Origin of the sequence: Aeromonas sp. 604176 (assembly GCF_049170755.1) — a bacterium.
Taxonomy (GTDB): Bacteria; Pseudomonadota; Gammaproteobacteria; order Enterobacterales; family Aeromonadaceae; genus Aeromonas; species Aeromonas veronii_A.
On record NZ_JAAKNE010000018.1, the window covers coordinates 1 to 25,991 of the forward strand.

At 58.3% G+C, this 25,991-nt stretch carries 21 protein-coding genes and 1 pseudogene; 11 read left to right on the forward strand and 11 right to left on the reverse strand.

The window, feature by feature from the left end:
* Window positions 1-211 precede the first annotated feature (211 nt).
* Complete coding sequence (locus G5358_RS05110; RefSeq protein WP_421244240.1) at window positions 212-505, forward strand: hypothetical protein; 294 nt, start codon at window positions 212-214, stop codon at window positions 503-505.
* Here G5358_RS05110 and G5358_RS05115 read toward each other — a convergent pair.
* Window positions 476-3,928 (reverse strand): ATP-binding protein, encoded by a 3,453-nt coding sequence (locus G5358_RS05115; RefSeq protein WP_421323740.1) that lies wholly within the window; start codon window positions 3,926-3,928, stop codon window positions 476-478. The two genes, G5358_RS05110 and G5358_RS05115, sit on opposite strands and share 30 nt — an antisense overlap.
* Before the next feature lie 121 nt (window positions 3,929-4,049).
* Here G5358_RS05115 and G5358_RS05120 point away from each other — a divergent pair, with 121 nt between their 5' ends.
* Window positions 4,050-4,688 (forward strand): response regulator, encoded by a 639-nt coding sequence (locus G5358_RS05120; protein ID WP_335830529.1) that lies wholly within the window; start codon window positions 4,050-4,052, stop codon window positions 4,686-4,688.
* On the opposite strand, the gene G5358_RS05125 is transcribed toward G5358_RS05120, so the two are convergent.
* From G5358_RS05125 to G5358_RS05140, 4 genes are all read right to left on the reverse strand, one after another.
* Window positions 4,685-5,857, reverse strand: coding sequence for a hypothetical protein (locus G5358_RS05125; protein ID WP_421323741.1), 1,173 nt, complete (start codon window positions 5,855-5,857; stop codon window positions 4,685-4,687). The genes G5358_RS05120 and G5358_RS05125 overlap by 4 nt on opposite strands.
* Window positions 5,858-5,883: 26 nt before the next feature.
* The gene (locus tag G5358_RS05130; protein WP_421323742.1) at window positions 5,884-8,223 is read right to left on the reverse strand and encodes a CS1-pili formation C-terminal domain-containing protein; all 2,340 of its coding nucleotides are present in this window, start codon (window positions 8,221-8,223) and stop codon (window positions 5,884-5,886) included.
* A 144-nt stretch (window positions 8,224-8,367) separates the two neighbouring features.
* Complete coding sequence (locus G5358_RS05135) at window positions 8,368-8,847, reverse strand: CS1 type fimbrial major subunit (RefSeq protein ID WP_227095054.1); 480 nt, start codon at window positions 8,845-8,847, stop codon at window positions 8,368-8,370.
* A 45-nt stretch (window positions 8,848-8,892) separates the two neighbouring features.
* Entirely contained in the window at window positions 8,893-9,597 is a 705-nt protein-coding gene (locus tag G5358_RS05140) for a hypothetical protein (protein ID WP_421323743.1), read from the reverse strand.
* Between the two features lie 274 nt (window positions 9,598-9,871).
* Between G5358_RS05140 and G5358_RS05145 the strand changes: the two genes are divergently transcribed.
* The 3 genes from G5358_RS05145 (at window position 9,872) to G5358_RS05155 (ending at window position 12,452) form a co-directional block, all read left to right on the forward strand.
* Window positions 9,872-10,609, forward strand: a complete 738-nt coding sequence (locus tag G5358_RS05145; protein ID WP_421323744.1) for an EAL domain-containing protein — start codon at window positions 9,872-9,874, stop codon at window positions 10,607-10,609.
* Window positions 10,610-10,837: 228 nt separating this feature from the next.
* Window positions 10,838-12,202: a tRNA 5-hydroxyuridine modification protein YegQ gene (gene yegQ / locus G5358_RS05150; protein WP_005303943.1), complete on the forward strand. Its 1,365-nt coding sequence runs from the start codon at window positions 10,838-10,840 to the stop codon at window positions 12,200-12,202.
* Between the two features lies 1 nt (window position 12,203).
* Window positions 12,204-12,452 (forward strand): YfhL family 4Fe-4S dicluster ferredoxin, encoded by a 249-nt coding sequence (locus tag G5358_RS05155; protein WP_005303946.1) that lies wholly within the window; start codon window positions 12,204-12,206, stop codon window positions 12,450-12,452.
* A gap of 75 nt (window positions 12,453-12,527) precedes the next feature.
* On the opposite strand, the gene G5358_RS05160 is transcribed toward G5358_RS05155, so the two are convergent.
* Window positions 12,528-12,920, reverse strand: coding sequence for a DUF1090 domain-containing protein (locus G5358_RS05160; RefSeq protein ID WP_041234333.1), 393 nt, complete (start codon window positions 12,918-12,920; stop codon window positions 12,528-12,530).
* A 158-nt stretch (window positions 12,921-13,078) separates the two neighbouring features.
* Here G5358_RS05160 and G5358_RS05165 point away from each other — a divergent pair, with 158 nt between their 5' ends.
* On the forward strand, window positions 13,079-13,432 hold the full coding sequence (locus G5358_RS05165) for a DsrE/DsrF/TusD sulfur relay family protein (RefSeq protein ID WP_421244236.1): 354 nt from the start codon (window positions 13,079-13,081) through the stop codon (window positions 13,430-13,432).
* A 1-nt stretch (window position 13,433) separates the two neighbouring features.
* Here the strand turns inward: G5358_RS05165 and G5358_RS05170 are convergent.
* The 3 genes and pseudogenes from G5358_RS05170 to sohB form a co-directional block, all read right to left on the reverse strand.
* Window positions 13,434-14,638, reverse strand: a pseudogene (locus G5358_RS05170) (MDR family MFS transporter).
* Between the two features lie 236 nt (window positions 14,639-14,874).
* A complete protein-coding gene (locus tag G5358_RS05175) occupies window positions 14,875-16,095 on the reverse strand; it encodes an MFS transporter (RefSeq protein ID WP_421323745.1) in 1,221 nt (406 codons plus the stop codon).
* A gap of 200 nt (window positions 16,096-16,295) precedes the next feature.
* Complete coding sequence (gene sohB, locus G5358_RS05180) at window positions 16,296-17,303, reverse strand: protease SohB (protein ID WP_421323746.1); 1,008 nt, start codon at window positions 17,301-17,303, stop codon at window positions 16,296-16,298.
* Window positions 17,304-17,525: 222 nt separating this feature from the next.
* Between sohB and G5358_RS05185 the strand changes: the two genes are divergently transcribed.
* Together G5358_RS05185 and G5358_RS05190 are read left to right on the forward strand one after the other, a co-directional pair.
* Window positions 17,526-18,281, forward strand: coding sequence for a YciK family oxidoreductase (locus tag G5358_RS05185; RefSeq protein ID WP_005334909.1), 756 nt, complete (start codon window positions 17,526-17,528; stop codon window positions 18,279-18,281).
* Between the two features lie 127 nt (window positions 18,282-18,408).
* The gene (locus G5358_RS05190; RefSeq protein ID WP_421323747.1) at window positions 18,409-19,323 is read left to right on the forward strand and encodes a LysR family transcriptional regulator; all 915 of its coding nucleotides are present in this window, start codon (window positions 18,409-18,411) and stop codon (window positions 19,321-19,323) included.
* Window positions 19,324-19,338: 15 nt separating this feature from the next.
* On the opposite strand, the gene G5358_RS05195 is transcribed toward G5358_RS05190, so the two are convergent.
* On the reverse strand, window positions 19,339-20,511 hold the full coding sequence (locus G5358_RS05195) for an MFS transporter (protein WP_064335729.1): 1,173 nt from the start codon (window positions 20,509-20,511) through the stop codon (window positions 19,339-19,341).
* 182 nt (window positions 20,512-20,693) lie between these two features.
* Between G5358_RS05195 and G5358_RS05200 the strand changes: the two genes are divergently transcribed.
* Together G5358_RS05200 and G5358_RS05205 are read left to right on the forward strand one after the other, a co-directional pair.
* A complete protein-coding gene (locus tag G5358_RS05200) occupies window positions 20,694-21,839 on the forward strand; it encodes a MalY/PatB family protein (RefSeq protein ID WP_421323748.1) in 1,146 nt (381 codons plus the stop codon).
* 82 nt (window positions 21,840-21,921) lie between these two features.
* On the forward strand, window positions 21,922-23,331 hold the full coding sequence (locus tag G5358_RS05205) for a TAXI family TRAP transporter solute-binding subunit (protein WP_421323749.1): 1,410 nt from the start codon (window positions 21,922-21,924) through the stop codon (window positions 23,329-23,331).
* Window positions 23,332-23,455: 124 nt separating this feature from the next.
* On the opposite strand, the gene G5358_RS05210 is transcribed toward G5358_RS05205, so the two are convergent.
* Window positions 23,456-24,370 (reverse strand): LysR family transcriptional regulator, encoded by a 915-nt coding sequence (locus G5358_RS05210; RefSeq protein ID WP_005353868.1) that lies wholly within the window; start codon window positions 24,368-24,370, stop codon window positions 23,456-23,458.
* 170 nt (window positions 24,371-24,540) lie between these two features.
* Between G5358_RS05210 and G5358_RS05215 the strand changes: the two genes are divergently transcribed.
* Window positions 24,541-25,797 (forward strand): adenylosuccinate synthetase, encoded by a 1,257-nt coding sequence (locus G5358_RS05215; protein ID WP_005334922.1) that lies wholly within the window; start codon window positions 24,541-24,543, stop codon window positions 25,795-25,797.
* The last annotated feature ends 194 nt before the right edge of the window (window positions 25,798-25,991 follow it).

Sequence of the window (25,991 nt, forward strand, 5' to 3'; positions counted from 1 at the left end):
CCGAGCGGCCAAAGGGATCAGACTGTAAATCTGACGGCTCTGCCTTCGAAGGTTCGAATCCTTCTCCCTCCACCATCATTTAGAAAACCCGGCCTAGCGCCGGGTTTTCGCTTTATCGCCAATTCACCTTTCCGCCCTTGTCAGATCTGACAGTTGCAATTGCATCCCAGCTTGCTCATCGTGGCATCATTAACATCAGAGTGTTCACATCATGTTTGAAGTCTGGGATGAGCATGACCACGCAACAGGTCTGACACTGCAGGCACTCAAAATCAGAATCAGCAACGACTATCAGGGCGATCTGATGGTGCGCTACAGCAACAAGCTGGGACTCCCTACGACTCTTTTTCTGACAGTTCACAAGGGTATTGCCTATCAGCGCTTCAAAGCCGGCTCACCAAAACTGGACTGGGAGTGGCTGGCTGGCGCAGGTAATGGCCATACACCCCGCGATTTTATGAGTGAGCAGTTTCCCCTACTCCAGTTTTCCCTCGACAACAACTGACTCTTCATACTGTTCGCTTAAACGCATCAGCTCCCCGATGATTTGCTGTAGTTGGGCACGAAAGCGTGTCAGCTCGTCAGTACAAGCTGACGATCCAAACTGGCGGATTTTTTCTTCCAATCGCCATGCCTCTTCAGCCAGCTGCGGCGCCATCATCATGCTGATGGTCCCCGCCTGACGATGAACCCAATTAGCCAGAGCCTTGTCATCCTGTGGTTGCTGCCCCATCGCTTGCTCAAGCTCCTGACGAAAGAGTGGGAACATCTGCCGCAACTTGTCACCTTGGCCAAAAAAAGCCGCCATGGCCGCGACATCAATCAAGGATGGTGATGGCAAGATACGCCACTTTTGCAGCATCTGACGCAAACCATCCAGCAGCACCGGCTTGCCCAGCAAATCATCCATGCCGGCGGCAAAGCAGCGTTCAGCCTGCTCAGGCATGACATTGGCCGTCATGGCAATGATCAGCAAGCGCTTCTTATCCTCCCCAGCCCGTACCCTGCGCGTGAACTCATAGCCATCCATCACCGGCATCTGGCAGTCACAGAGCACCAGATCATAGGGATACTGCGCGACCATCTCGAGGGCTTGCTGGCCATGCTCAGCCAGTTCGCAGTTCAGCTTGAGCTGCCCGAGCTGGCGCATCACCAGCTGCTGGTTAAGGTGATTATCTTCCACCAGCAGAACCCTACAGGGCAGCATGGGCTCGCACTCTGCGCTCTTTTGTATCGCTTGCGTAACAATCTCATCGCTCAAGGCCAGCTGGCGATAGCAGACTTCCCGCACTGCATGCCAGGTCATGGGATTGCTGTTGAGAATGTAACCCTTCTCATCACTGCGATAGCCAAGAGGGGTGGCCAGCGGCAGCACCCGGATAACGCCCTCAGCCGCCAGGTCATGGTCACTGAAACGCAACTGAGCATTATCAGGGGGCGACGTTCGCGTGACTCCCAGCGCGTCAAGATGCAGTAACAGGGTGTGACACAGCTTATCGTCATGCAGTTCAATGCTGGCTTGCAGGCCATTGAGACGGAGATCCGGCTCTCGCTGTGCCAGAACAGGCAGCGTGACTGTCAAGGTGATAAAGGTACCTAGCCCCGGGGCACTCTCCAGCCGGATCTCGCCCCCCATCAAGTTGGCCAGGGTCTGGCAGATACTCAGGCCCAGGCCACTGCCACCATAACTGCGGGTGGTGGAGCTCTCAGCCTGTTCAAAGGCATTAAAGATCCGGTCACGCGCTTCGGGTGTCATGCCGATGCCACTATCGCGTACACCGAAGCGCAATTGCTGTTGCCCCTCCCCCTGTGCCAGCAGTTGCACCGAAATCTCGATAAAGCCCCGCTCGGTAAATTTGATGGCATTGCTGACAAAGTTGAAGAGGATCTGACGCAAACGCAGCGCATCACCGGTCATCCGGGCCGCAACTCCGGCATCAGCCCACAAGTAGACACGCAGTCCCTTGCGGTGTACCTCGCTCACCGTCATGGTCAGCACACTGTCAATCAGCTCACGCAGAAGAAACGGGGTTTGCTCGAGCTGCATCTTGCCCGCCTCCAGCTTGGCGTAGTCGAGCACATTGTCGATCAGCGCATGCAGCCCCTGAGCCCCACGGTTGATGATCTCCACCATCTGGCGCTGCTCCAGGGTCAGCTCGGTGAAGGTGAGTTGCTCCGCCATGCCGACGATACCATTCATGGGCGTGCGAATTTCGTGGCTCATGGTGGCCAGAAACGCCCCTTTCTGGGTGGCGGCCGACTCCGCCTTGGTCTTGGCTCTGGCGAGTGCTGCCTCAACCTGATGACGACGGACTATCTCCTGACGCAGCCGCCAGTAAGCCACCGATAGCACCAGAATAAAGAGTGTGATCGCCACCCCGGCGGGCAGCAGGGTGCGCACCAGTTTCGCTCTGGGGATACCTTCGCTGTAATTGAGCGCCAGCCAGCTGTTGCGTATCTGGCGCTGCTCCTTGTCGCTCATGCTGGCAAGCACCCGGTTGACCAGGGGCAGCAAGGGAATGTAAGGCTCACGTACCGCAACGGCCAGCTCATCCTTGAAGGGGGTGGGCGCGGCAATATGAAGCCGGTCATCAAACTGCTCGGTGATAAGACGGGAGACCACCACCAGATTGCCGATGTAGGCATCCCCCTGCCCCGCGGCAACACGGGTGAGCCCCTCGCTGGCACTCTTGGTCGTGATCAGTTTAAGGTCAGGCACCAGTGCCCTCAGCTCGGGGATCAGCATGCTGTCGGTCAGCAACATCTTTTTACCGGCCAGATCGGAGAGATCCCCGATCGGAAGGCTGCCACGGGCCGTCACCAGTACCAGAGGGAAAGATGCGAAGGGCTCGCTGGCATGCCACCCCATCAGCCGCTTGATGACCCGGGCGGGCAGTATCGCCAGATCCACATCGTGATGCAGCAGTTGCTGTTGCAGGTCAGGCCAATCCTTTACCGGTATTCGGCTGTAAGCCAACCCCAATTTCTCCTGCAGCAAATTCAGATAATCCAACATCAAGCCGACCGAGTTACCATTCTCATCGTTATAAGAGAAGGGCATCCAGCTGGGAAGCAATCCCAGTTTCAACGGTGGTAATGTCGAGAGCCAGGCTCGCTCATCAGGGCGCAGCAGGAAATTGCTGTGACCCATAAAGTTGGGTTCCAGACTCTCCCCCAACCAGCGTTTCTCCAGTTCACTGCGCGCCTCGACCGTCAGCGACTGAATGGCAGTATCAAGCCGAATAGCAAGAGAGTGTTTCTGACTGGCAATTCCAAGGTGAAGGGTCTCCATCAACAAGGGTGACTGAGCGACCACTGCCAACGCTGGGTGACGCTCGATAAACAGATTGGCCACATGAAGGTTGCCGATATAGGCATCCGCCCGACCTTGCTCAACCGCCTGCAATGCACGGCGCGTATCGACAAACAGCCTAGGTGTGACATTGGGATAGTGCAGCTTGACCAACTTCTCTGTCAGAAAGCCTTTTTCGATGGCAATGCTCGCAGATTGCAAACGGCTTACATCCCGAAACAGAGCGCTGTCCTGGCGCACCACCACCACGGTCGGCGAGGTGTAGTAAGGCAGGCTATAGGTGACACACTGGCGCACCTCAGAATTAAATGCATCGAGCAGGATATCCAGCTTGCCACGGCAGGCATCGGCATACATGGCTTCCCAGTTGGGGTAGGCCTGCCAGGCTATCCGGTAGTCCAACTTTTTGGCCAATTGTTCCATCAATTCAACGCTAAAGCCGGCGACCACCTTGCCGTCCCACTGCTGAAATGGTTCCCACCCACCAGCTATTATTCCCACTTTAATCGTTGGCACAGGAGGTGTGTCTGCAGCAAAAATCGCTGGCGTCAAGAAAAAAGACACCATCATTATAAATCGCTTGATGAATGGTATGACTGAATAATATATAGGCATAAGGAACCACATATATTGGCCAAAAGTTATATGCACCTGAAAAATGGGGTGCGCAAGGTAGTATAGAAATGTAAGCTTTGATAGCCTGAATATTATTCACCGCTTTATAAGAGGCTCATCCATGTCCTTCAAGATTATTCTTGCCGATGACCATCCCTTGATTCTGACCGGGATCCGCAGCCTGATTGAACAGATAACACCTCATTGTGAAGTAGTCGCCGAGGCATATCAGGTATCTGAATTGTTTAATTCATTACAGCAATATCACTGCGACCTGCTGATCACCGATTTCAGTATGCCGGGGGATACCCTCTGCGATGGCATGGTTATGATCCACAAGGTGCGCCGTGATTATCCAACTCTACCCATTATTGTGCTGACACAGATCCAGAATAGCGCAATCATGCAATCCCTGATTCAGGCTGGAATTAATGGCCTAATCTTGAAAAAGTCAGTCATCGATGAATTGGCCGAAGCCATTCGCCAAATATTGCTTGGCCATAGCTATATTGGTCCGACGGTAAAAATACTGCTGTCTAATGTCGGCATCACCGATCCAGACAATATCAACCCGCTCACCCCAAAAGAAAATGAAGTGGTACGCCTACTGGCCAGCGGTATGTCGGTCACTCAAGTTGCCGATCATCTTCATCGCAGCGTAAAAACCATCAGCACCCAAAAGAAAAGTGCCATGCTGCGACTGGGTATTAGCAGCGATAGCGCTCTCTTTGAATATGCCAAGAGCAGCGGTCTTTGCTAGTCGATGGCGGCATCAAATATCAGGGTCACATCTCCTGTAAAACGAGAGCCTGGATATTTCATCATCTCGGTCACAACCCCCCCATCAATCTGAAATTGAATGGCTCTCGCGTCATTAACTACGGGAGCTGCATTCGCAGATAATGCGAATTTTTTCTTGTCTGTAGTCAAAAGTTCCATAGTGTTATTGGGATGTAGATAATATGTTTTCAATGGCACTGTGCGCCCCTTGCCATCTTTTAGCGCGCACTCCGCTTTCCATGGGTACTGGCAGCGTAATGCCAGGGTAAATGGGGCACTGTGCCAAAGCCGAAACGGGAGTCTGTGCTGCAAGAGAGTCGGCGCGTTTTTGCCATTATACATCCAATCCAACCACCCTTTTGGTGGTTGTAATTGCGCCTTGTTGCTACCGGGGAGAAACTCTACTTTTATTTGATGACGTACTTTTACTTTGAATGACACCGTTAATTTTGTATCGCCATAGGAGCCATTGCCAAGGTCAAAATCCTTCCCGCTCCCCATTGAAAATACCAATTTACCACTATAAGTACCATTTTCCATTTTGAGGGGATTTGGCGCCTCCAGTCTATAGCCAAGATATACGGTGTAAACTACCATATCTACATTCTCGTACATTCTATTGTTTCCATAACATCGCCCACCAATCAACTGCTTATGCGATTTTATGTCACGAAATATAAAAACTGAATAGCCATTACTCCATACAGCACTATCAGAGCAGTCACCATCGTCTGGTATACGACTATTATTGGCGAGCTGCAAGGTTGTTCCAGTGCCAACTGCAGTCACTATAAACTTCATATTATACGATGGCCCGCCACCATCTTTTTGCAAGATGACATCCCGAGCTCCAGGAAACCCTATATAATGGACCCCATCCCTGATATCACCACCCCATTTTATTTTTCGACGAGTGTCAGCCTTAAAATATACCGCCTGGGGGGTATCAACCGTTGCGGTGGTACTGCACCAGAAACCTGTTGCAGCAGGAAACTGGAGGCAGGGAGTCGTATTGATAAATTTTGCCCCACCCGCTTCATATGTGGCAGGATTGTATTCTGCTGTGATATCAAGTGTCGCCCCATATACAGGAGTGCCACACAACAATACCAACAGCAACCAATAATGGTGCATCACGCCTACTCTCATGCTTACTTTACTTCCCGCTTCAGAAATTATCGATTAACCCATGTTTGGGGAGTACAGACCAGATCGCCTAGTAGTAATACCCCGGGCTGTCGGTCCGCTCTGGATGTATCGAGCGACAGCTCGCACTGCTGTCCCCCCTGATACTGCACTTGAAAGTTGGGATTGCGTTCGCTCATCTCCAACGCAAAGAAGCCGTCGGCCTCGCTGACCGTTCGCCCCGCGTGGTTGACCACCATGGCCCCCTTCAGTGGAGCCCCCTGCTTATCCAGCAGACGGCCAATCACTGTGACTGTGCGTAAGGCATTCACCTGGCCATAACCCACTCCACCGCGATTAAGGTGGTAGGGGAGCACGGTTGGCCTGATGGTGAGCGGCTCCCCGTCGTGGTCGTCCATCTCCAGTTGCAAGGCGCCGCTTTGCAGGGCGGGTACCGAGACCAGATGGCGTCCGGGCCCCAGGGTCTGCACACCGCCCAGATCGTCGCTGACCCGGATCCGAGCCCCCTCGTCGTCAGCGTCGATATCCAGGATCATCGCCGCCTCATTGCCTATGCCCCCCATCTCGCGGGAACCGAGCGCCAGCTCCCCCTCCCGCCCCAGAGCCACCACACTCTCCAGGTTGATGCCACCGGTCACCTCACCGTTATAGGAGGAGCGCTGGGCAAACAGATCCCCCCCCAGCCAGGGGGCCGCGAAGCGACCATAGCCGGACAAACCGCTGCCATAGCTGTCAAAATTGCTGCCCACGCTGACCTGACGCAGCGGACCCCAATCCACCTCCTGCTGGTAGTTGAGATAGGCACTGCGCTGAGCCCCACCAGAGCGGGAAGTGTTGCTGCCCAGCCCCAGCGATAACTGGCGATCATCCCCCCCCAAGTTGATAGTGAGACTGAGGGTGCTGCCGCGATCCCGCAGCTGAGCCGTGCTCTCGCTGCCGGGACGATCGAACAGGGTCACCCCCCAAGTCATCCAGCGACCCCACAACCGATCGCTATAGTGCCACCCGAGATCGGCGCCATTGCCACGGCCAGACTGGTGAGAAACATAGAGACTGAGGGAGCCCCACTTTTCCAGCGACTGCTGCAGTGACAGGCTGGACACCGCACTTGCTTCTCCCTGCTTGCGCAGATTGCGCGAATGGCTGGCCACCAGACTACTGTTGTCATGCCAGTAGATCCCCTGCAGATCGTAACCCCACCCCATGCCAACACTCTGGTTGAGGGAGGCAAAGCCGTGGAGCTGACTGGTCGCCTCCCAATCGAGCGAGAGGGCGTGCTGGGCCCGTCTGTCCACATACTGGCTACCTGCGCCCACTACCAACGAAGGAAGCAGCAGATGGTTAACGGCAATGCCACCACTGGCCCCTTCCAGATCACTCTCCCCCTGCCGTTCCAACCAGCGGGTCTGACGCCCAGCGAACAGGTTAAATCGCCACGGTTCCTCCGGCGTCTGCCAGTTGGAAGGTTTGTAGACCATCTCGCGCCAACGGCGGGTCTCCTGACCATCCTCCAGCAGCCGCAGCTCTACCTCGTAGATACCGCCGGGAAGCGAGCGGGTATCAAGTGCCTGCAAACCGGATACGACCGGCTGGGACTGGATCAGGTTGCCATCACGATAGATCTCCACCATGCCCGACCGGGCCGGTGCAACCTGGATCGGCGCCAGACTGGGCACCCCGCGCTCCCGGCGCAGCAGATCCGAACTGCCCCACATCATCCCGAGCACTGTGGGGGTTGCACCACTGTAGTAGTTCGGCTGACGCACCAACCCCTGCGCCGAGGGAAAGAAGAAACCAAGGCGATAAAAATTGGCCTCATGGAGTCGCTCGCCATAAAGCTGAGCCAGGCCCACTTCACTCGATTGCCCCTCCTGCCAGGTGGCATCCCCCTCCATAAAGGGGGTCCACTGCCCCCAGCTGCCCTCCAGTTGCAGGTTGTAGTGACCGTTGCGCTGAGTGCCCTGCACCAGGTTCAGCTGGTTCTGGATCAGCAACCCTTTGCTCTCCCTGGGCAGCGTAAAAAAACGCTGGTCACGAGTGTCCTGCTCCACCTCATCTGTCAGCACCGAGAGTTGAGACTCCTCCAGGCTGTATTGCAGCCCCAGGATCCCCTCCGGGCAGCGCTGGTCGCACTCCCCAAGGGGCAGTGTTGTGCCCAGCCTACTCAGCCAGCGTTCACGCGCCCCCTCATCAAAGTCGCTCTCCTGCACCTCCAGCAGCGAGAGCAGCTGTACCGAGTTATCCCGCCCGAGCAGCACTTCCCCATCCCCCAGCAAGCGTCCATCGACGGTCACCCGCACCATCAAGGGCACCCCAAAAAAGTGCTCTTCAAACCCCTCGGGCAGCTGCCGCGCCTGTTGCAGCAGCATGACAGGGTCTGCTGCCACCGCCAGAGGGCTAAAAAGCAGTATCCCGAGCAAGAGAAGAAGAGAGCGAACCATGGAGTAAAACCTGAATGCTGACTGTCCCAATAAAATGGGGGCCTGAAGGCCCCCGTTTGTTGATGTCAACGGCTATGCTTTCGGCGCTTCGGATTCAAACATCATGCTAACAATCCCCTGATAGTTGCCAGGCTTGTAACCATTGGCTGGCGGCACAGCGGGAATAATCTCAAGCCCGACCTTTTTACCGATATTGGCATCCGCCTGGTTCAACAATTCTTTAGATGAAGTATTCAACTCAACCCCAGCCACCTTGACGGCCAGTGCGATACTATCCTTGCCACTGATAATGCTGGCCGGATAGAGCAGATAGCCTTTGATGGCGCCAAGGGTACTCTTCATCTCCAGCTGCTTGGTCAACGGTTCCAGCTGCTGACTGAAAGCGTTAAAGGTCAGCTTTTGCGGGGTGTTTATCCACTCCCCTACCGGCTGGACATAAAAGCTTGCAGTCGGGATCTGCGCCGTCACTGTCACTGTATGCTCGACTTGCTCGGCTGCCATCAGGGAACCGCTGGCCAGCAGCAGGGCGGGGAAAAGCGCTAACATCTTCATAGCCACTCCTTATTGTGTGATTGTCTTTGTTGTAATAAACCGGGATCAGAGCTTGAACTCCTTGAATGCCGATTTTTTCCCTTCGATCAGTTCAAAACGAACCGTCCGGGTTGCCTCTTGACTGACCCGCTTTTTAACGCCGGGCAGTAGATGCATCTGCTCCGGCTGACTGCATGACGTCTCCTTTTTGTCACACAACTCCAGATAATCGAGAATCACGGTGGCGTTGCCCCGGTTCTCTGCATAGAGGGCACCGTTTTCGCGCCCGATATAGGTGTCATAACGGGGTGCTTTTGGGGCGACAAATAAAATGGTACCAAAACCGGTCATGATGCTGACACCAGCGCTAATTTGTTGTTTCAGAGGCAACTCGGTTATTTCATCGCCCTGTGGTTTGACCGGCACAAAGCGCACCCTAAAATAGCGCTCCCTCTCCCGCGCTCCCATATAGATAAAGCGGGTAGCCTGTGAGCCGCCAGCAGGGATAATCAGCCTGGAGGGACTGATCACCAACTGACGAACCCCCTCCTCCGGTAACTCCCGCTCTTTTGGCATACCATCTGCACCATATACAATTTCGGCCAGAGTAATTTTGACAAAAGCGGTTTCATCACCGATGTTTCGAACTCTTTTTAGCTGAGTGTTTTTTTCTGCCGGCATATAGTCATATAAAGTACCAACGCTGATATCCGGCGATGCCAATGCGTTACTGCTCAATATAAACAGCAACAAAAAATAAATTTTATTCATGGGTATTATCACACTACAAAAATAGAAAGAGACTCTGTCACACAGAGCTCTAATAGATATTTACTTGCAAACAGCCTAATAAGTATATTTTGTTTGGGTGTTCATCATTAAGGCCAGTCTAGATAATACTCTCACAAAACTTAATCGGAATAATCTGATATTGCCAAACTCTTTCCCTCTCCATACTCCTTCTCAATAATCGGACAATTCCTACAGCCAGACTTCCGTTGCCTCTCGTATTATTCGCAGCTATATCCGTCAACAGGTGAGTGCCATGTTTGCGTTCAAAGAAGAGTTTCCGGTCAGTGGCGTGGCATCCCTGACAACAGCGGACATTGCCATGCCCTTTTATCAGCCAATCATTGGCCAGGATCATCAGGTCAAGGGTTACGAGGTACTGGCCAGACGCTGGGAGCCTGCCCGGCAGAACTATCATGGCATCGACTTTGCGTCCCTCAGTGAGGAGCAGTCTCTACATCTGGACATCGTCATGCTCAGAGCCATCATGCGTGATCTACCGACTCTGGCGAAAAACGGTCCCTGTTTCCTCTCCATCAATCTCAACCCGGCACTGAACAGCCCCACCTATCAGAACCTGTTATTACTGGTGCTGATGCAGGCGCGCAAGGTGGGGATCGACATATGGTTCGAAGTAGTGGAGTACGCCCCGCTACAGCGCAAGGCGTTGGCCCTGATCGAGGTGCTGCGTAGCCACGGTGCCCATATCGCGTGCGATGACTTTGGCACCCTGGAGTGCAACTTCCAGCGCATGCTGGCGATGCCTTACGAGATCATCAAGCTGGACCGCTCCCTGTTGCTGCAAGCCACCAAGAGTAGCCATGCCCTACGGATGCTAACCGGCCTGGTAGAGTACTTGCAGCGGCTCGGTATGAAGGTGGTGTGCGAAGGGGTTGAAACCCAGCAACACATCGAGATCGCCAACCAGCTCGGCTGTGACTATCAGCAGGGCTATGCCCATGCCATGCCCTCCCCCCTCTCACGCTGGGCCTGAAAGGCCCCATTGATCACGTCGACTCCAGCCCCTGCCAAATTGCATGATACGGTGAGGACGAGTACAATCTCGCACCCCGTTTATCCGGCGCATATTGTTTATAAACGTACAGCCCGGATATGCCGTTATCGGGTAGCGGTCCGAGTATCTACTCCCCCCGCAGCTCAAGCCATACGATGCCATCAGGTGGCGTCGTCCTGATTTGCAATCAGACATAAAGAGTCAGCCATGTTTAAACCAGAATTGCTCTCCCCCGCAGGTTCCCTCAAGAACATGCGTTACGCCTACGCCTATGGCGCCGATGCCGTCTATGCCGGCCAGCCCCGCTACAGCCTGCGGGTGCGCAACAACGAATTCGATCACGAGAACCTGCAGCTCGGCATCAACGAAGCCCATGCCCTCGGCAAGCAGTTCTACGTGGTGGCCAACATCCAGCCCCACAACTCCAAGCTCAAGACCTTCATCCGCGACATGCGCCCCGTGGTGGAGATGAACCCGGATGCGCTGATCATGTCCGACCCCGGTCTCATCATGATGATGCGCGAAGCCTTCCCGGACATGCCCATTCACCTCTCGGTGCAGGCCAACGCGGTCAACTGGGCCACGGTGAAGTTCTGGCATCAGATGGGCCTGACCCGTGCCATCCTCTCTCGCGAGCTGTCGCTGGACGAGATCGAAGAGATCCGCATGCAGGTCCCTGAGATGGAGCTGGAAGTGTTCGTCCATGGGGCGCTGTGCATGGCTTACTCCGGCCGCTGCCTGCTCTCCGGCTACATCAACAAGCGCGACCCCAACCAGGGCACCTGCACCAACTCCTGCCGCTGGGAGTACAAGGTGCACGAGGGTAAAGAGGACGAGGTGGGCCAGATCGTCCACCGCCAGGAGCCCATCGCCGTGCAGAAGGTCGACCCGACCCTGGGTGCCGGCAAACCGACCGATGCGCTGGTGCTGCTGGAAGAGTCCAACCGTCCGGGCGAGTACATGAGCGCGTTCGAGGACGAGCACGGCACCTACATCATGAACTCCAAGGATCTGCGCGCCGTCGAGCACGTGGAGCGGCTGACCAGGATGGGCGTCCATTCGCTCAAGATCGAAGGCCGTACCAAGTCCTTCTACTACTGCGCACGCACCGCCCAGGTCTATCGCAAAGCGATCGACGATGCGGTTGCCGGCCGGCCGTTTGACCGCAGCCTGATGGGCACCCTCGAAAATCTGGCCCACCGCGGTTACACCGAGGGCTTCCTGCGCCGTCACAACCACAGCGAATACCAGAACTACGACTACGGCTACTCGGTCTCCGACACCCAGCAGTTCGTCGGCGAGATCACCGGTCGCAACGGCGACATGGTGGAAGTCGAGGTGAAGAACAAGTTCCTGGTGGGCAACAGCCTGGAGCTGATGACCCCGCAGGGCAACCTCAGCTTCAATCTGGAGCAGATGCAGAACCGCAAGGGCGAACTCATCGACACAGCGCCGGGCAACGGCCACGTGGTCTACGTGCCGGTACCGAAGGAAGTGGACGTGAACTACGGCATCCTGCTGCGCAACCTCGGCGAGCGCGAGGACACCCGTCAGCCCCACTCGGCCGCCTGAGATGTCCCTGCTCATCACCGACAAGTGCATCAACTGTGACATGTGCGATCCCGAGTGTCCGAACCAGGCCATCAGCCTCGGCGAGGAGATCTACGAGATCGACCCCAGTCGCTGCACCGAGTGCGTCGGTCACTACGAGAAGCCGACCTGCATCAGTGTTTGCCCTATCGACTGCATCATCTGGGATCCCGCTCATGTGGAGACCGAAGAGCAGCTAATGGAAAAGTTCGTGCGGATGCACAGGCAGTAGCTGATGCACAGACCGTAAAACGAAAAAAAGGCCGAGCAATCGGCCTTTTTTGATCCTGTGTTCAGCAACTGGCCATCACTTGCCGATCAATCGACTCAGCTTGTCCAGCTCCCGCTGGGCCTCCAGCATCCTGGTCTGGGACTCCTCCAGCTTGGCCTGTTGCTTGGCAATTTTCTCCGGCTTGCCACTCACTCTCGCCTCCTGCAGCTCGAGCAGGCGTTCGTCCACCTCGCCACGCAGCTTGTGAACCCGCTCTTTCTGCTCCTTGAGCAGCCCCTCATCGGTGCAGTTGGCCTTGATATTGCGCGCAGCCTGTTCCAGGCCGGCAATCTGTCCGGCATTGTTGTGAGCTTTGGCAAACACCAGTTGGTCGTTGACGGCCTGCAGACGAGCCTTGCAGCCGACAGCTTCACTGCCATAGGCATGACCCGCCAACAGCAGCAACCCTATTCCTACACTTTTCCACATCTCGATTCACCCGGTCATGTTTGCGAACTGACCATAAGAACCGTGTTTCGCTAACGGGTCAAGCAAGCAGGGAAAAGGTGCGACAGAAGTTGTGCGACATCACGCTATCGTCATCCGGTTGGTTCTACAATGACGCTTTTTAGAATCAGGAGTCTCTTATGAATCAACAGATTGTGGTGATCGCCAATGGCGCCCCCTATGGCAGCGAATCCCTGTTCAATGCCCTGCGTCTCGCTATCGCCCTGAGCGAACAGGGTGGCGCCAGCCTTAAGCTGTTCCTGATGTCAGATGCGGTGAGTGCGGCACTGGCCGGTCAGGCACCGGCCGAAGGGTACAACCTGCGCCAAATGCTGGAGATCCTGCTGGCTCAGGGCGTCACCATTCGCCTGTGCAAAACCTGCACCGATGCCCGGGGCATCACCGCCCTGCCACTGATCGAAGGAATTGAGGTCGGTACCCTGGCGATGCTGGCTCAGTGGACCCTGGCTGCCAACAAAGTACTGACCTTCTGAGTTACTTCACCGGGCAGGTCAGACTCCTGGCCTCCCGGTTACCCGCTCCGTACAGGGCGAACACCAGCACACAGATCCCCGCCATCACAGCAAACAGCGCTGGCCCTCCCCATACTTGCAACAGCCAGCCCCCCACCAAGGGGGCAAGCGCCCAGCCAAGTCCGGCAAGAGCACTGGCACCGAAGTAACTCCCCTTGAGGTGAGGGGGCGCCATCTCGTCGATCAGCACGTTAAAGAGCGGAAAGAGCACCGCTTCCCCGACACTTAGCAAAAACACAGCCATCAACCAGGGCCAATGCAATGCAGGGTTCGACAGGGCGAACAGCACCTGGGCCGCCGCCATCAACAGAATGGAGAACCGTAACCGCAGACTCACCCGCCAGCGCCGGGTCACATGTAACAGCGGGAACTGCAGGGTGATGATGGTGACCGCATTGGTCGCCACCAGCAACGCCACCAGGGTCTCGACCTCAGGTGCACCGGCCCGGGTCAAATATTGAATAAGCGGCGACTCCACCTGGGCATAGACCAGCATCATCAGCAAGTTAGCGAGGATAAACAGCATAAAGGCCCGATCCTGTACCAACACCCTGAGCATGGCCCCCAGCGTGAGCCCGGCAGCAGGGTGACTGGCGCAAGCACGACGAAACCCGAACAAAAATACAAGCCCCAGCAAGCCGTAGCTCACCGCGGTCACCAAGAAGGTCTCCTGCCGCGCCCCCAGCCCAACCATCACGCCAATCAAGGGCCCCACCCCTGCCCCCACATTGAGCAGGAAGTAGCGCAGGTGTTGAGCCAGCTCTCGCTGCGCCTTCTGGGGCAGCTGATCGCCCATCAGCGCCTTGCCCGGGGTATCGATAAAGGCATAGGAAAGCCCTGAGCCAAACATCCCCAGTGCGATCAGCCAAAGAGAGTGGCCAAAACCAAGCAGCAGGTAGGCTCCACACGACACGGCACAGCCCAGCAGCAAGATGGCGCGGCGGCCAATCTTGTCGGAAAGCCCCCCACGTAGAAGCCGATCAGACTGGAGAGTACTGCCGCGCCACCTAGCAACATCCCGATGCAGGAAGCGGAGAGGTCATACTCCCGATACAGCAGGATGGAGAGGAAAGGCCAGACCATGAAAAAACTGGTACGCACCATAAAGGTGCCCAGAATGACGATCCAGACCAGCAGGGGAAATTGCCTGAGGATATTCCATGGCATAGCAAGACTCCGTGGCGCGTGGGTCAAATAATCAGTGGCAAAAAGGGGAGTTGCAACAGAGGACTCCATCGAGGCAACCACTATCCGCGCCGGACCAGCTGAACGGCGTTTTCCTCCGAAACATCTCAATACACAAGGTCAGCCAGCGTGGCCTTGTTGACTGCCTTTCATCCCGTTAGAGGGACTTCAGGCTGATATTTAGCACTCAAGTAGGAACATCACAGGTAGCTCGGGCGTCATACCGCCTTGCCAACCCCCTCCTTGTGTCGAGCGCTATAACGAGCACCCGACTCATACAACGAAAGAGTGACCACACAGAGCAGCGCCATCAGCACATAGAGCAGCTGACCGCTCCACTGTTCGAGGATCCAGCCTCCCAGCAGCGCGCCGGCGGCCCCTCCCAACCCGGCCAGTGCGCTGGCACCAAAGTAGCTCCCCTTGAGATGAGCGGGGGCCATCTGATCGATCAGCACGTTGAGCAGGGGGAACAGGATGGTCTCGCCGATGCTGAGCAGCAGAACAGCGCTAAACCAGTGGCTGCGCACCGTCGGGTCCCCCAGCGCGAAGAGCAGCTGGGCCGCCAGAAAGAGCGCCATGCCGATATGAAGCCGTACCCGCACCGGCCAGCGTGACAACAAGCGCAGCAGCGGAAACTGCAGCAGCACCACGGTCAGGGCATTGGTCGCCACCAGCAGAGCAACCAGCTCGGCCACCTGCGGCATACCGGCCCGGGTCAGGTACTGCACCAACGGCGAGTGAAACTGGGAGTAGACCAGCACCATCAGGAGATTGGCCATCACCAGCAGCAGGAAGGCGCGATCCGCCAGCAACACCTTGATGGCATCCCGCAGTCCGGGGCCAGCAGCACCCGGCTTGCCTGTGCTGCCAGCCCGGCGAAATCCCCAGCCAAAGGCCAGCGCCAGCAGCAGATAGCTCACCACCAGAAACAGGAAGGTCTCCTGCTGGGCGTTGATCCCGAGGGTCACCCCCAGTAGCGGCCCCAACGCCGCCCCCAGGTTGAGCAGAAAATAGCGCAGGTGCAGTGCCAACTCCCGCGCCTTGGCCGAGGCCAGACTGTCGGCCATCAGCGCCTTGCCGGGGGCATCGATGAGCCCTGACGAGAGACCGCTGCCCATCACCCCGATCCCGAGCCAGAACACCTCATGGGAAAAGCCGAGCAGGCCGAAACAGATCATCGCCACCAGACAACCGGCCAGCAGTATGCTGCGCCGTCCGAAGCGATCAGAGAGCCAGCCGCCGTAAAAACTGACCAGGGTAGAGAGGGCCATCGAGCCACCCAGCAACAGGCCGATGAAGGTGGCCGATAGGTCATACTCCCGATAGAGCAGAATGGAGAGGAAGGGCCACACCATGTAGTAGCTGGTACGCACCATAAAGGTACCCAGAATGACGATCCAGACCAGCGGGGTAAATTGCCTGAAGGTGCTCCATGACATCGCTATGCTCCATGCCCCGCAGCTCTTACCACAAGATCCTGTCATAAACGGGGAAAGCGTTCAGTTGTAACAGAGGGCCTCAATAGAAACAACCTTTGCTCACCAGCAAGGTACAACCGGATGCAAAAAGGCCAGCCGATGGGCATCGGCTGGCCTTTTTATCGCGGGATTTCCCTCTGGCTAGCGCCAGAGGGCCAGGCTTAGCGCCAGGGGCTCTGCTGCCACAGCCGCCCCAGTCCGGCTTCCAGCGCTTGAGCGCCCTGCTGTCCCAGCTTCTGGGTCAGACTTTTAGGCTTGCGATAGCTGACGCCGATCACCTTGTGGTGGCTGGCCTGCGCCAGCAGATAGTCATCACTGGTGCAGAGGGTATCCACCAATCCCAGCCCCTTGGCCTGACTCGCCAGCCAGTGTTCACCGGTCGTGACCTGATCGATATCGAGTTGCGGGCGGTGTTCGGCCACAAAGGCCTTGAAGCGCTCGTGGATCGCCGCCAGCTCCTCGCGAAACTTCTCGCGCCCCAGATCGTCGTTTTCGCCAAACATGGTGATGGTGCGCTTGTACTGACCGGCGGTGTGCATCTCGAATTCGATATCGTGCTTTTTCAACAACTTGTTGAAGTTCGGCATCTGGGCGATCACCCCGATGGAGCCGACGATGGCAAAGGGGGCAGCCAGGATCTTGTCCGCCACGCAGGCCATCATGTAGCCGCCACTCGCCGCCACCTTGTCGATAGCCACGGTGAGCTTGATGTCACGATCGCGCAACCGCTGCAACTGGGAAGCGGCCAAGCCATAGCCATGCACCACGCCGCCACCGGATTCGAGTCGCAGCAGCACTTCGTCGCCGGGCTGGGCGACGCCAATCACCGCGCTCACCTCTTCGCGCAGGGAGGCCACCTCTTTGGCATCCATGCTGCCGTTGAAATCGAGCACAAACAGGCGACTGCGCTCATCCCCCGCCTTGGCGCGCTTCTTCTGCTCCTCTTTCTGCTGCTTTTCCAGCACCTTGCGCTCGGCCTTGCTGGCAAGCGCGCTCTTGAGGGCAAATTGCCCCTGCTCCAGCTCGCTCGAAAGATCGGTCACCACCAGCTCACCCTTGCGCGCTTTCGGCTGACGAGTGCTCACAATCATCAGGATGATGGCGCCGATGGCCAGCAGAAAGGTCACTGTCTTGGCCAGAAACAGGCCATATTCGGTCAGAAATGTCACGATGGACTCCAGAATGGATCGGTTTTCGTCACATTCTAGGGAGTTTGGTGAATGCGCGCAAAAAATCGCAGCCAGTGCCCGGAAAAACCAACCAGAGCATCACAACCTCTCTATTTTCTTCACATTTTTCTTGCCGCTGGCTGGTCAAACAGGCGCGCGGATCAGTACACTTGGCGCCGATTGCCATGCACTTATGGCCGGAATTTGTTAACAGGAGTTGTCATGCTCGATTATCAGGCACCCCGCGATCTGCTCAAGGATAAAGTCATTCTGGTCACCGGTGCCGGCGACGGGATCGGCCGCGAAGCCGCCCTCACCTACGCCGCCCACGGTGCCACCGTGATCCTGCTCGGCCGCACCAGCGCCAAACTCGAAGCCGTGTATGACCAGATTGAAGCGGCCGGTTATCCGCTGCCCGCCATCGTGCCGGTGGATCTGAAAGGGGCCACCGCCGCCCACTACCGCGGCATGGCCGAAACCTTCGCCCAGCAGTTTGGCCGCCTCGACGGCGTGCTGTTCAACGCCGGTCTGCTCGGTACCCTCTCTCCGTTTGAACATATTCAGGAGAAGGAGTGGGACGAGGTGATGCAGGTCAACGTCAAATCGGAATTCCTGCTGACCCAGGCACTGCTGCCGCTGCTGCGCCAGACCGCCAAGGCGCAGGGCGATGCCTCCATCGTCTACACCTCCTCCAGCGTGGGACGCAAAGGGCGCGCCTACTGGGGCACCTATGCCATCTCCAAATTTGCCATCGAGGGGATGATGGAAGTGCTGGCCGACGAGCTGGAGAACACAGGCGTGCGGGTCAACACCCTCAATCCGGGCGGTACCCGCACCAAGATGCGCGCCAGCGCCTTCCCGGCGGAAGATCCCATGAACCTCAAGACCCCGGCCGACCTGATGCCGCTCTACCTCTACCTGATGGGGTCGGACAGCCGCGGCAAAACCGGCCAGACCTTTGTGGCTCAGCCAAAATAAACAGGCGTATCAGCCCAAATAAATCAATAAAATACCCAGAGTGTTGTGCGGCAAGGGTTAAATTGAATAGGGGGCACAGGCTCCCTGTTCGAACCACTGACCATCCTATCTCCAATCAGGTTGAACTATGTTTCGTCCCAAGAGCACGTTTGAGCAATGGCGGATCTTTCAGGCGGTGGTCGACTGCGGCGGCTACGCCCAGGCGGCCGAGGCGCTGAACAAGAGCCAGTCCTCCCTCAATCATGCGGTTGCGAAGTTGCAGCAGAGTCTGGGGGTGCCCTTGCTGGAGGTGCGCGGCCGCAAGGCAGTGCTGACACCGGCGGGCGAGATCTTCCTCAAGCGGGCCCGTCAGTTGAGCCAGCAGGTGGAAGAGCTGGAGAATCTGGCCAACAACCTGGAGCGGCAGTGGGAGCCGCAGATCAACCTCTATGTCTCGGCGCTGCAGCCAAGGGATCGCCTCTATCGGGCGCTGGCCAGCTTCTATCCTCGCAGTCGGGGTTGCCGGGTCAACCTGCACGAACGCATTCACTGCCACTTCAACGCCCTGCAACCGGGGGATCTGATGCTCTCCGAGCACCTGCCCGGCGATCGCACCGGCCTGTTGCTGGACGAGGTGTGCCTGCTGCCCCTCTGCGCCGCCAGTCATCCGCTGGCACAGGAGGAGGGGGCGATCCGCAACGATGTATTGACCAGCCACAACCAGATCAGCCTTCACCCCCCCATTCACCGCTCGGTGGACTGGAACGATGCGGATGATACCGGCTGGAAGGCGACCCACTACCACGAAGTGCTCGCCATGCTGCGCCTCGGCCTCGGCTATGCCTGGCTGCCGCGCCATCTGGTGGAGCGGGAGCTGGCGGAAGGTTCGCTCATACAGCTGGATCTGGAGAGCGGCAACGAGCGCCACCTCTACACCTACCTGCTGACCCTCTCCCCCGAATCTCTCGGCCCTGCGACCGAGCTGCTGCTGCGCTGCCTGCGTAACGAGTATCAGGGCGAATCAGCGCCGCTCCCGCACGCCCAGTCCCAGCACGATAAATAACAGCCAGATCCCCCGTCAGACGTTGGGCACCCGCCAGCTGGCGGCCAGTGCTACCAGTGCCAATCCCAACGCCACCATAAAGACCCCGTGGAAACTCCACACCTCCGCCACCACACCGGCGATGGCCCCCGCCATGATGGAGCCGGTGCGGATGCTGTTGGCAAACAGGGTGGTCGCCACCCCGGCTCGCCCCGGCATCAGATCCTGAAAGTAAGACATGCCGATCCCCGCCACGATACCGATGAAGATGGCGTTGAACAGCTGCAAGGCGATCAGGGCGTATTGGTCGGTGAGGGTCACCAGTCCGGTGTAAAAAGCCGCGCCAGCCAGCACCGCCAGCAACATCATGGGGCGCTTGCCAAAGCGCGCCGTGTAGTAACCCGCCAGCAGCATGAAGGGGATCTCCAGCGCCGCTGCCGTGCCCATCAGGATACCGGCAAGCTTCTCATCCATCCCCAGTTCCCGGGTGATGTAGAGCGGCATATTAATGAGGTACATGCTGTTGCAGGTCCACATCAGGGTGGAGGCGATAAAGAGCGCCCGCACCGCCGGATCCCGCCAGCTGCTGACCCGCTCGCTCTCTTCAGCCAGCTTGGGTAGTGGCAGCGAGGGCAACCAGCGCCACACCACCAGGGCACAGAGCAGGTAGGCGAGTGCCGAGGCCAGGTACATCAGCTCAAAACCGTAGCCGATGGCCAGCGCGAAGGCGATGGGTGGGCCTATGACCCAGGCCAGCGAAAACTGGGCCCGCATCACCGAGCTGAACATGTCCGCCCGCCGGTTGCGGCTGTCGGAGTACTCCCGCGCCAGCGCAAACAGCTGGGGGCTGGCCGTGGCCGCCAGCGCCGCCAGCATCACCCCCAGACTCGCCAACAGCCAGTAGTTGCGGTTCCAGGCAAACAACAAGGAGAGCGCCACCCCGGCAAAGCAGCAGCGCAGGATCAGTCGCTTGCGATCCCCCTTGTTGTCGGAGCGGTGGCCCAGCCACTGACTGACCAGAATGCCCACCACGGCGTTGATGGTATAGAAGAGCCCGACCAGAAAGGGGCGCACCTGCACCTCTTCGGCCAGAAACAGACTTAAGGTAGGCACCTGCAATGCCACCGCGACGCCGGTCATAAAAGTCACGGCAAGAAATGAAAGAGAGACGGGATCCGGGCGTTTGACCGCCGCTATCGACAAGCTCATAGGGTTACCACTGATTGGAAGGACGATACGGGCTAACGGGCGGCAGCCGTATGAAAATTCGGCGCCTATCTTATGTCACTATCAAGAGCGGGCTCAAGGATGGCATAAGCAGGAGTGCGCCTTGCGAGGGAGGCCGCGACCCCGTAGAGTGAAAGCCCATCCTGCCAGCACAAGGAGTTCGCATGTTTGATTTTGATCAGGAAGTAGACCGCAGTGGCACCATGAGCCTGAAATGGGACAAGTACAAGGGTCAGGATGTGCTGCCCATGTGGGTTGCCGATACCGACTTTGTCTCCCCCCCATCCGTGATCGAGGCGTTGACCAAACGGGTCGCCCACGGCATTTTCGGCTATTCACGCCCCTCGCCGCGACTGATCGAACTCATTATCGAACGGATGGCGACCCGCTATGGCTGGACTATCGAGCCCGAATGGCTGGTATTCCTGCCAGGCGTGGTGCCGGGGCTCAACCTCGCCTGCAAGGCCTGGAGCCAGCATGGTCGCGGCATCATCACCCCCAAGCCGGTCTATTACCCCTTCCTGCAGGCGCCGGGCTTCAATGATCGTCCCCTGCTCACCGTGCCGATGATTGAGGAAGCGGGTCGCTGGGTGCTGGATCTTGAAGAGCTGGAGCGTCAGGCCCCCGCCGCAGATCTGCTGCTGCTCTGCAACCCCCACAACCCGGGCGGCACCATCTTCACCCGTGACGAACTGCTGGCCATCGATGCCATCGCCGCGCGCCACAATCTGGTGATCTGCTCCGATGAAATCCACTGCGATCTGCTGCTGGATAAAAACGCCCGCCACATTCCCTACGGCGCCCTCAGTCCGGAAGCGGCCGAGCGCTGTGCAGTGATGATGGCTCCGAGCAAAACCTTCAATATCGCCGGTCTCTGCTGCTCCTTCGCCATTATCCCCAACGCCCGTCTGCGCTTCAGGCTGCAGCAGGCAATGCGCGGCATCAGCGCCGACGTCAACCTGCTGGGCTTTGTCGCCGCCGAAGCAGCCTACGAGGGCGGCGAACAGTGGCTCTGCGAGCAACTCGACTATCTGGCGGCCAATCTGGCCCTGATCCAGCAGGCGGTGGCTCGCTGGCCCGGCGTCAAGCTGGCCAACCATCAGGCAACGTATCTGGCCTGGATCGATGTAAGCGCCCTTGGCCTTGCCGATCCCATCGCCTTCTTCGAGCAGGCCGGCGTTGGTCTCTCCCCCGGCGCCCAGTTTGGCGACGGTCAGTTTGTGCGGCTCAACTTCGGCTGCACCAGGGCACGACTGACCGACGCGCTGGCGCGGATGGAGCGGGCAATCCTCAACCACAGCAAGCCCTGATCAGCCCAGCAACGGGATGGGCAAGCCCCATCCCTTTTACCCTGTGTCATCAGCCAGCGGTCAACTCAGTCAACGGTCAATTATGTCTCTACGGATCTTGCATCACCTTCTGCTCCCCCTCTGTGCACTCTCTGCGCTGCTCCCTTTTGGCAGCCAGGCGCTGACTATCGGAACGGGACCGCTCAACGGGGTCTACTACCCGACCGGTGGCGCCATCTGCCGGGTGCTCAATGCCGACCATGCCCTCCATGGGGACAGCTGCACCGTGCAGAGCACCCGCGGCTCGATGGCCAACCTCAAGGCGCTCGGCAAAGGGGACGTGCAGCTGGCGCTGGTGCAGTCCGATGTACTGCACCACGCCCTGCACGGCACCGGTCCCTTCAGCGGGCAGGGAGCCGACAATGAGCTGCGCAGCCTGTTTCGCCTCTATCAGGAGTCGCTGACCCTGCTGGCCGCCCCCGACAGCGGCATCACCACCCTGGCAGATATCGAAGGGAAACGGGTCTACCCGGGCAACAATGGCGCCGGTGAGCAGATCACCAGCCAGGCCCTGATGGCAGCTATGGGATGGCAACCCGGGCAGTTTGCTGCCTATCAGCTCAAGTCGGAGAGCGAACCGCTGGAAGGGCTCTGCGATGGCTCGCTGGATGCCGCTTTTGTGGTAGCCGGTCACCCCAGTCTGGCAGTCGGCGATCTGATCAGCCGCTGCAAAGTGCGCCTCATCCCTATCGAAGGGGAGCAGATCGACACGCTGCTCAAGAAACACCCCTACTACCAGCGCAGCCGCATCGCCGCCAACCTCTATCCGGGGCAGACCACCGCCATCAACAATATCGGAATGAGTGCCGAACTGGTGGCGCTGGCCAGCCTGCCGGACCCCATCGTCCGTACCGTGCGCGATACCCTGCTGGCCCGGTTCAAGCAGTTCAGCCGGCTGCACCCCGCCCTGAGCAAGGTGACCCCCGAGCAGTTGCAGGCGCAAACCGAGCTGCCCCTCCATGCGGGGATGTCGGATCAACCGCCAGCCCCTTTGCCACTGACCCCCGAGCAGTTAACTGCAGAACAGCTGACGCCGGAGCCGTTAACACCAGCGCCATCGGCCTCGGAGGCGGTGCCCACGACAGGGCCGGTGAGCGCCGCCAACGGGACGACTGCGCCCATTGAGGCGACCGCCACCAGCAGTGCCGCAGTGGCGACAGAAGCCACAGAGGTTAATCCCTTACCCGAAGAGGCGCTCGAGGTCACCCCCGAGCTCACTGCGCCAACCACCGAGGGTGGGAGCGTGGCCCCCTCTGCCGCAGCGTCAACGGCGCCAGCACCATCGGCTGCCGTTTCAACTCAGTTGCCACAGAGCGCCTCTGCGGCCACTGCGCCGCAAGAGCAGGCAACCCAGCCTGCCAGCAGCGCGGTTGCTGACGAAACCCCACCGCAGGATAAAACCGATATACTTCCCTCCCCTGCCACCAGTGCAGCCACACCGCCGCAGCACTGAGTGGTCAGCACCCACAAATGCATCAGGGCAGCCTCGGCTGCCCTGATTGTTTACGCACGTTCGATAGTGACGCAATTGATGGCGGCACAGTCACCCCGATAGACCTACTCACCTTGCCGCCCCGCTACGGCTCCATCACCCGGGTCAGATAGGGGTTGGGCTTCTGGATCTCCTCCTCTACCCAGTGCAGCAACTGCTTGATGGCCCGCGACAACACCTGATTCTGGCGCACCACGTAGCCCAGACTGGTACCGGGAAAGTCGCCGAGGCTGGTGACCGGCGCGGTGAGGTTGAGGCGCGGATGCAGGGAAAAGTCCGGCACGATGGCGACACCAAAGCCCGCCTCGGCCCAATCCAGCTGGGCGTCCACGCTGCCCACCTCCATGATGCGGCAAGGGGGTAACGCCAACAGCGGCAGGGATGGGTCGATCAGCGCCCGGGTGCGGGTGTCGTGACCGAGCAAGATCAGGGTCGGCTCATCGAGGGGATCGCTCTCTCCCGCCACCGCCCGCGCCTGCCAGCGGGCAAGGCCGTGGCCCAGCGCGCACCAGGTTACCTGTTGCAGCTCGGTATAGAAGAGCGGCTCGCTGCGCTTTTGCGCCATCACGAAGCCCAGATCCGCCTTGCCCGCCTTGACCAGCTCGGCGGCCTGATCCGAAGTGGTGTTGAACAGGGTAAGGTCGATGCCGGGGAACTCCCGCTTGAAGCGCTGGAACGGCTGGATAAGCAGCAGGCGGGAGATGATGTCGCTGGCGGCGATGGCCAGCGTCCCCTGACTCAGCTGGTTGAGGGCATTGAGATCGGACTGGCAGAGCTGCAACTCGGCAATGGTGCGCTCGGCGCTTTGCAGCAGCCGCTCCCCCGCCTGCGTCAGGCGAAACGGGCTGCGCTCGATCAGCCGCACCCGGGTCGCCTGCTCCAGCCGCTTGATATGCAGGCTGACATTGGGCTGGGTCATGTGCAGCTCGGTGGCGGTCTGGCCAAAATGTTGCAATCGGGCCAGGGTGACAAAGGTTTGCAGCCAGTGAATATCCAGCATAAGAGTCCCTCAACCCGCGATGTGCGGGGCTTGCCAGGCAAAATCGGACGGTTTGCCGCTTAATTGGCCATAATTATATGGCTCTCTTATCGGAATTATAAAGATAATTAATTTTTCTAATCCGCATCAGGCTCCTAGGATGGACGCCTAACGTCTTAGGAGAAAGAGTCATGTCGTCTATCGTAGTCGTAGGTGCTAACTGGGGTGATGAAGGCAAAGGCCGCATCGTGGATTATCTGGCAGGTCAAGCTGGCGCCAGCATTCGCTTCCAGGGCGGCAACAACGCTGGCCACACCGTGGTCAACGACCTTGGCACCTTCAAGCTGCACCAGGTTCCGAGTGGCGTATTCAACCCGGATTGCCTGGTTGTCCTCGGCCCGGGCATGGTGATCAGCCCCGAGAAACTGACCGTCGAGCTCGACGAAGTCAAAGCCTCCGGCGTGACTCCGAAGCTGGCCATCTCTGACCGCGCAACCCTGTGCCTGCCGCTGCACGCACTGGAAGATACCCTGGAAGAGCAACGTCTGGGTGACGGCGCCTATGGCTCCACCCGTCAGGGCATCGCCCCTGCCTACGGCGATCGCGTCATGAAGAAAGCGATCCTGGTCGGCTGGCTGAAACAGCCGGACGTACTGGTAGAGCGCATCCAGTTCATGCTGGACTGGAAACTGCCACAGATGAAGGCTATCTACCCCTCCTTCGAATTCACCCAGACTGCCCAGGAGATGGCCGACTGGCTGCTGGAAGTCTCTGCCCCCTGGATCGACGCCGTCTGCAACGTCAGCATGCCGCTCAAAGCGCTGCAGGCCGAAGGCAAGACCCTGCTGTTCGAAGCGCAGCTGGGCGCTGGCCGTGACCTGATCTACGGCGAATACCCCTGGGTGACCTCCTCCCACGTATCTGGCGCCTACGCCGGTATCGGTGGCGGTCTGCCGGGTCTGCGTCCGGAGCGCGTCATCGCTGTGGCCAAGGCATTCAGCTCCTCTGTCGGTACCGGCACCCTGCTGACCGCCATGGAGAACCAGGACGAGTTCCGCAAGATCACCAACGAGTTCGGCGCTACCACTGGCCGTCCCCGTGATGTCGGTTACTTCGACGCCGTCGCCACCAAGAACGGTGTCGAGCTGCAAGCCGCCACCGAAGTGGCTCTGACCAAGCTGGACTGCCTGACAGGTCTGCCGGATCTGAAGATCTGCGTGGCTTACGAAGGTGCCCACACCGAGAACCCGATTTGGCCGCAAACCGCTGCCCTGAAGCCGGTTTACGAGCAGATGGAAAGCTGGAGCGAAGACATCACCGGCTGCCGCACCTTCGAAGAGCTGCCCAAAGCGGCCCAGCAGTACGTGCTGCGTATCGAAGAGCTGCTCGGCGTACCGGTTCCGATGGTTTCCGTCGGCCCGGGCCGTGACGAGATGATCCTGCGCTAAGCCGCACCTCTCATCGTCAAACAAAAAACCGGCATCCCTGATGCCGGTTTTTTTATGGCTGCCGTTTACCTTCTTGCCATAAAACCACCAAAAGGCTCAATTAACTCACCAATCGACCTCACATTGAGCCGTTCTGCAATAACATTCTACCCTGCCCTCGTTAAAGTGAACCCGTTACCACACGAGGAGTCACC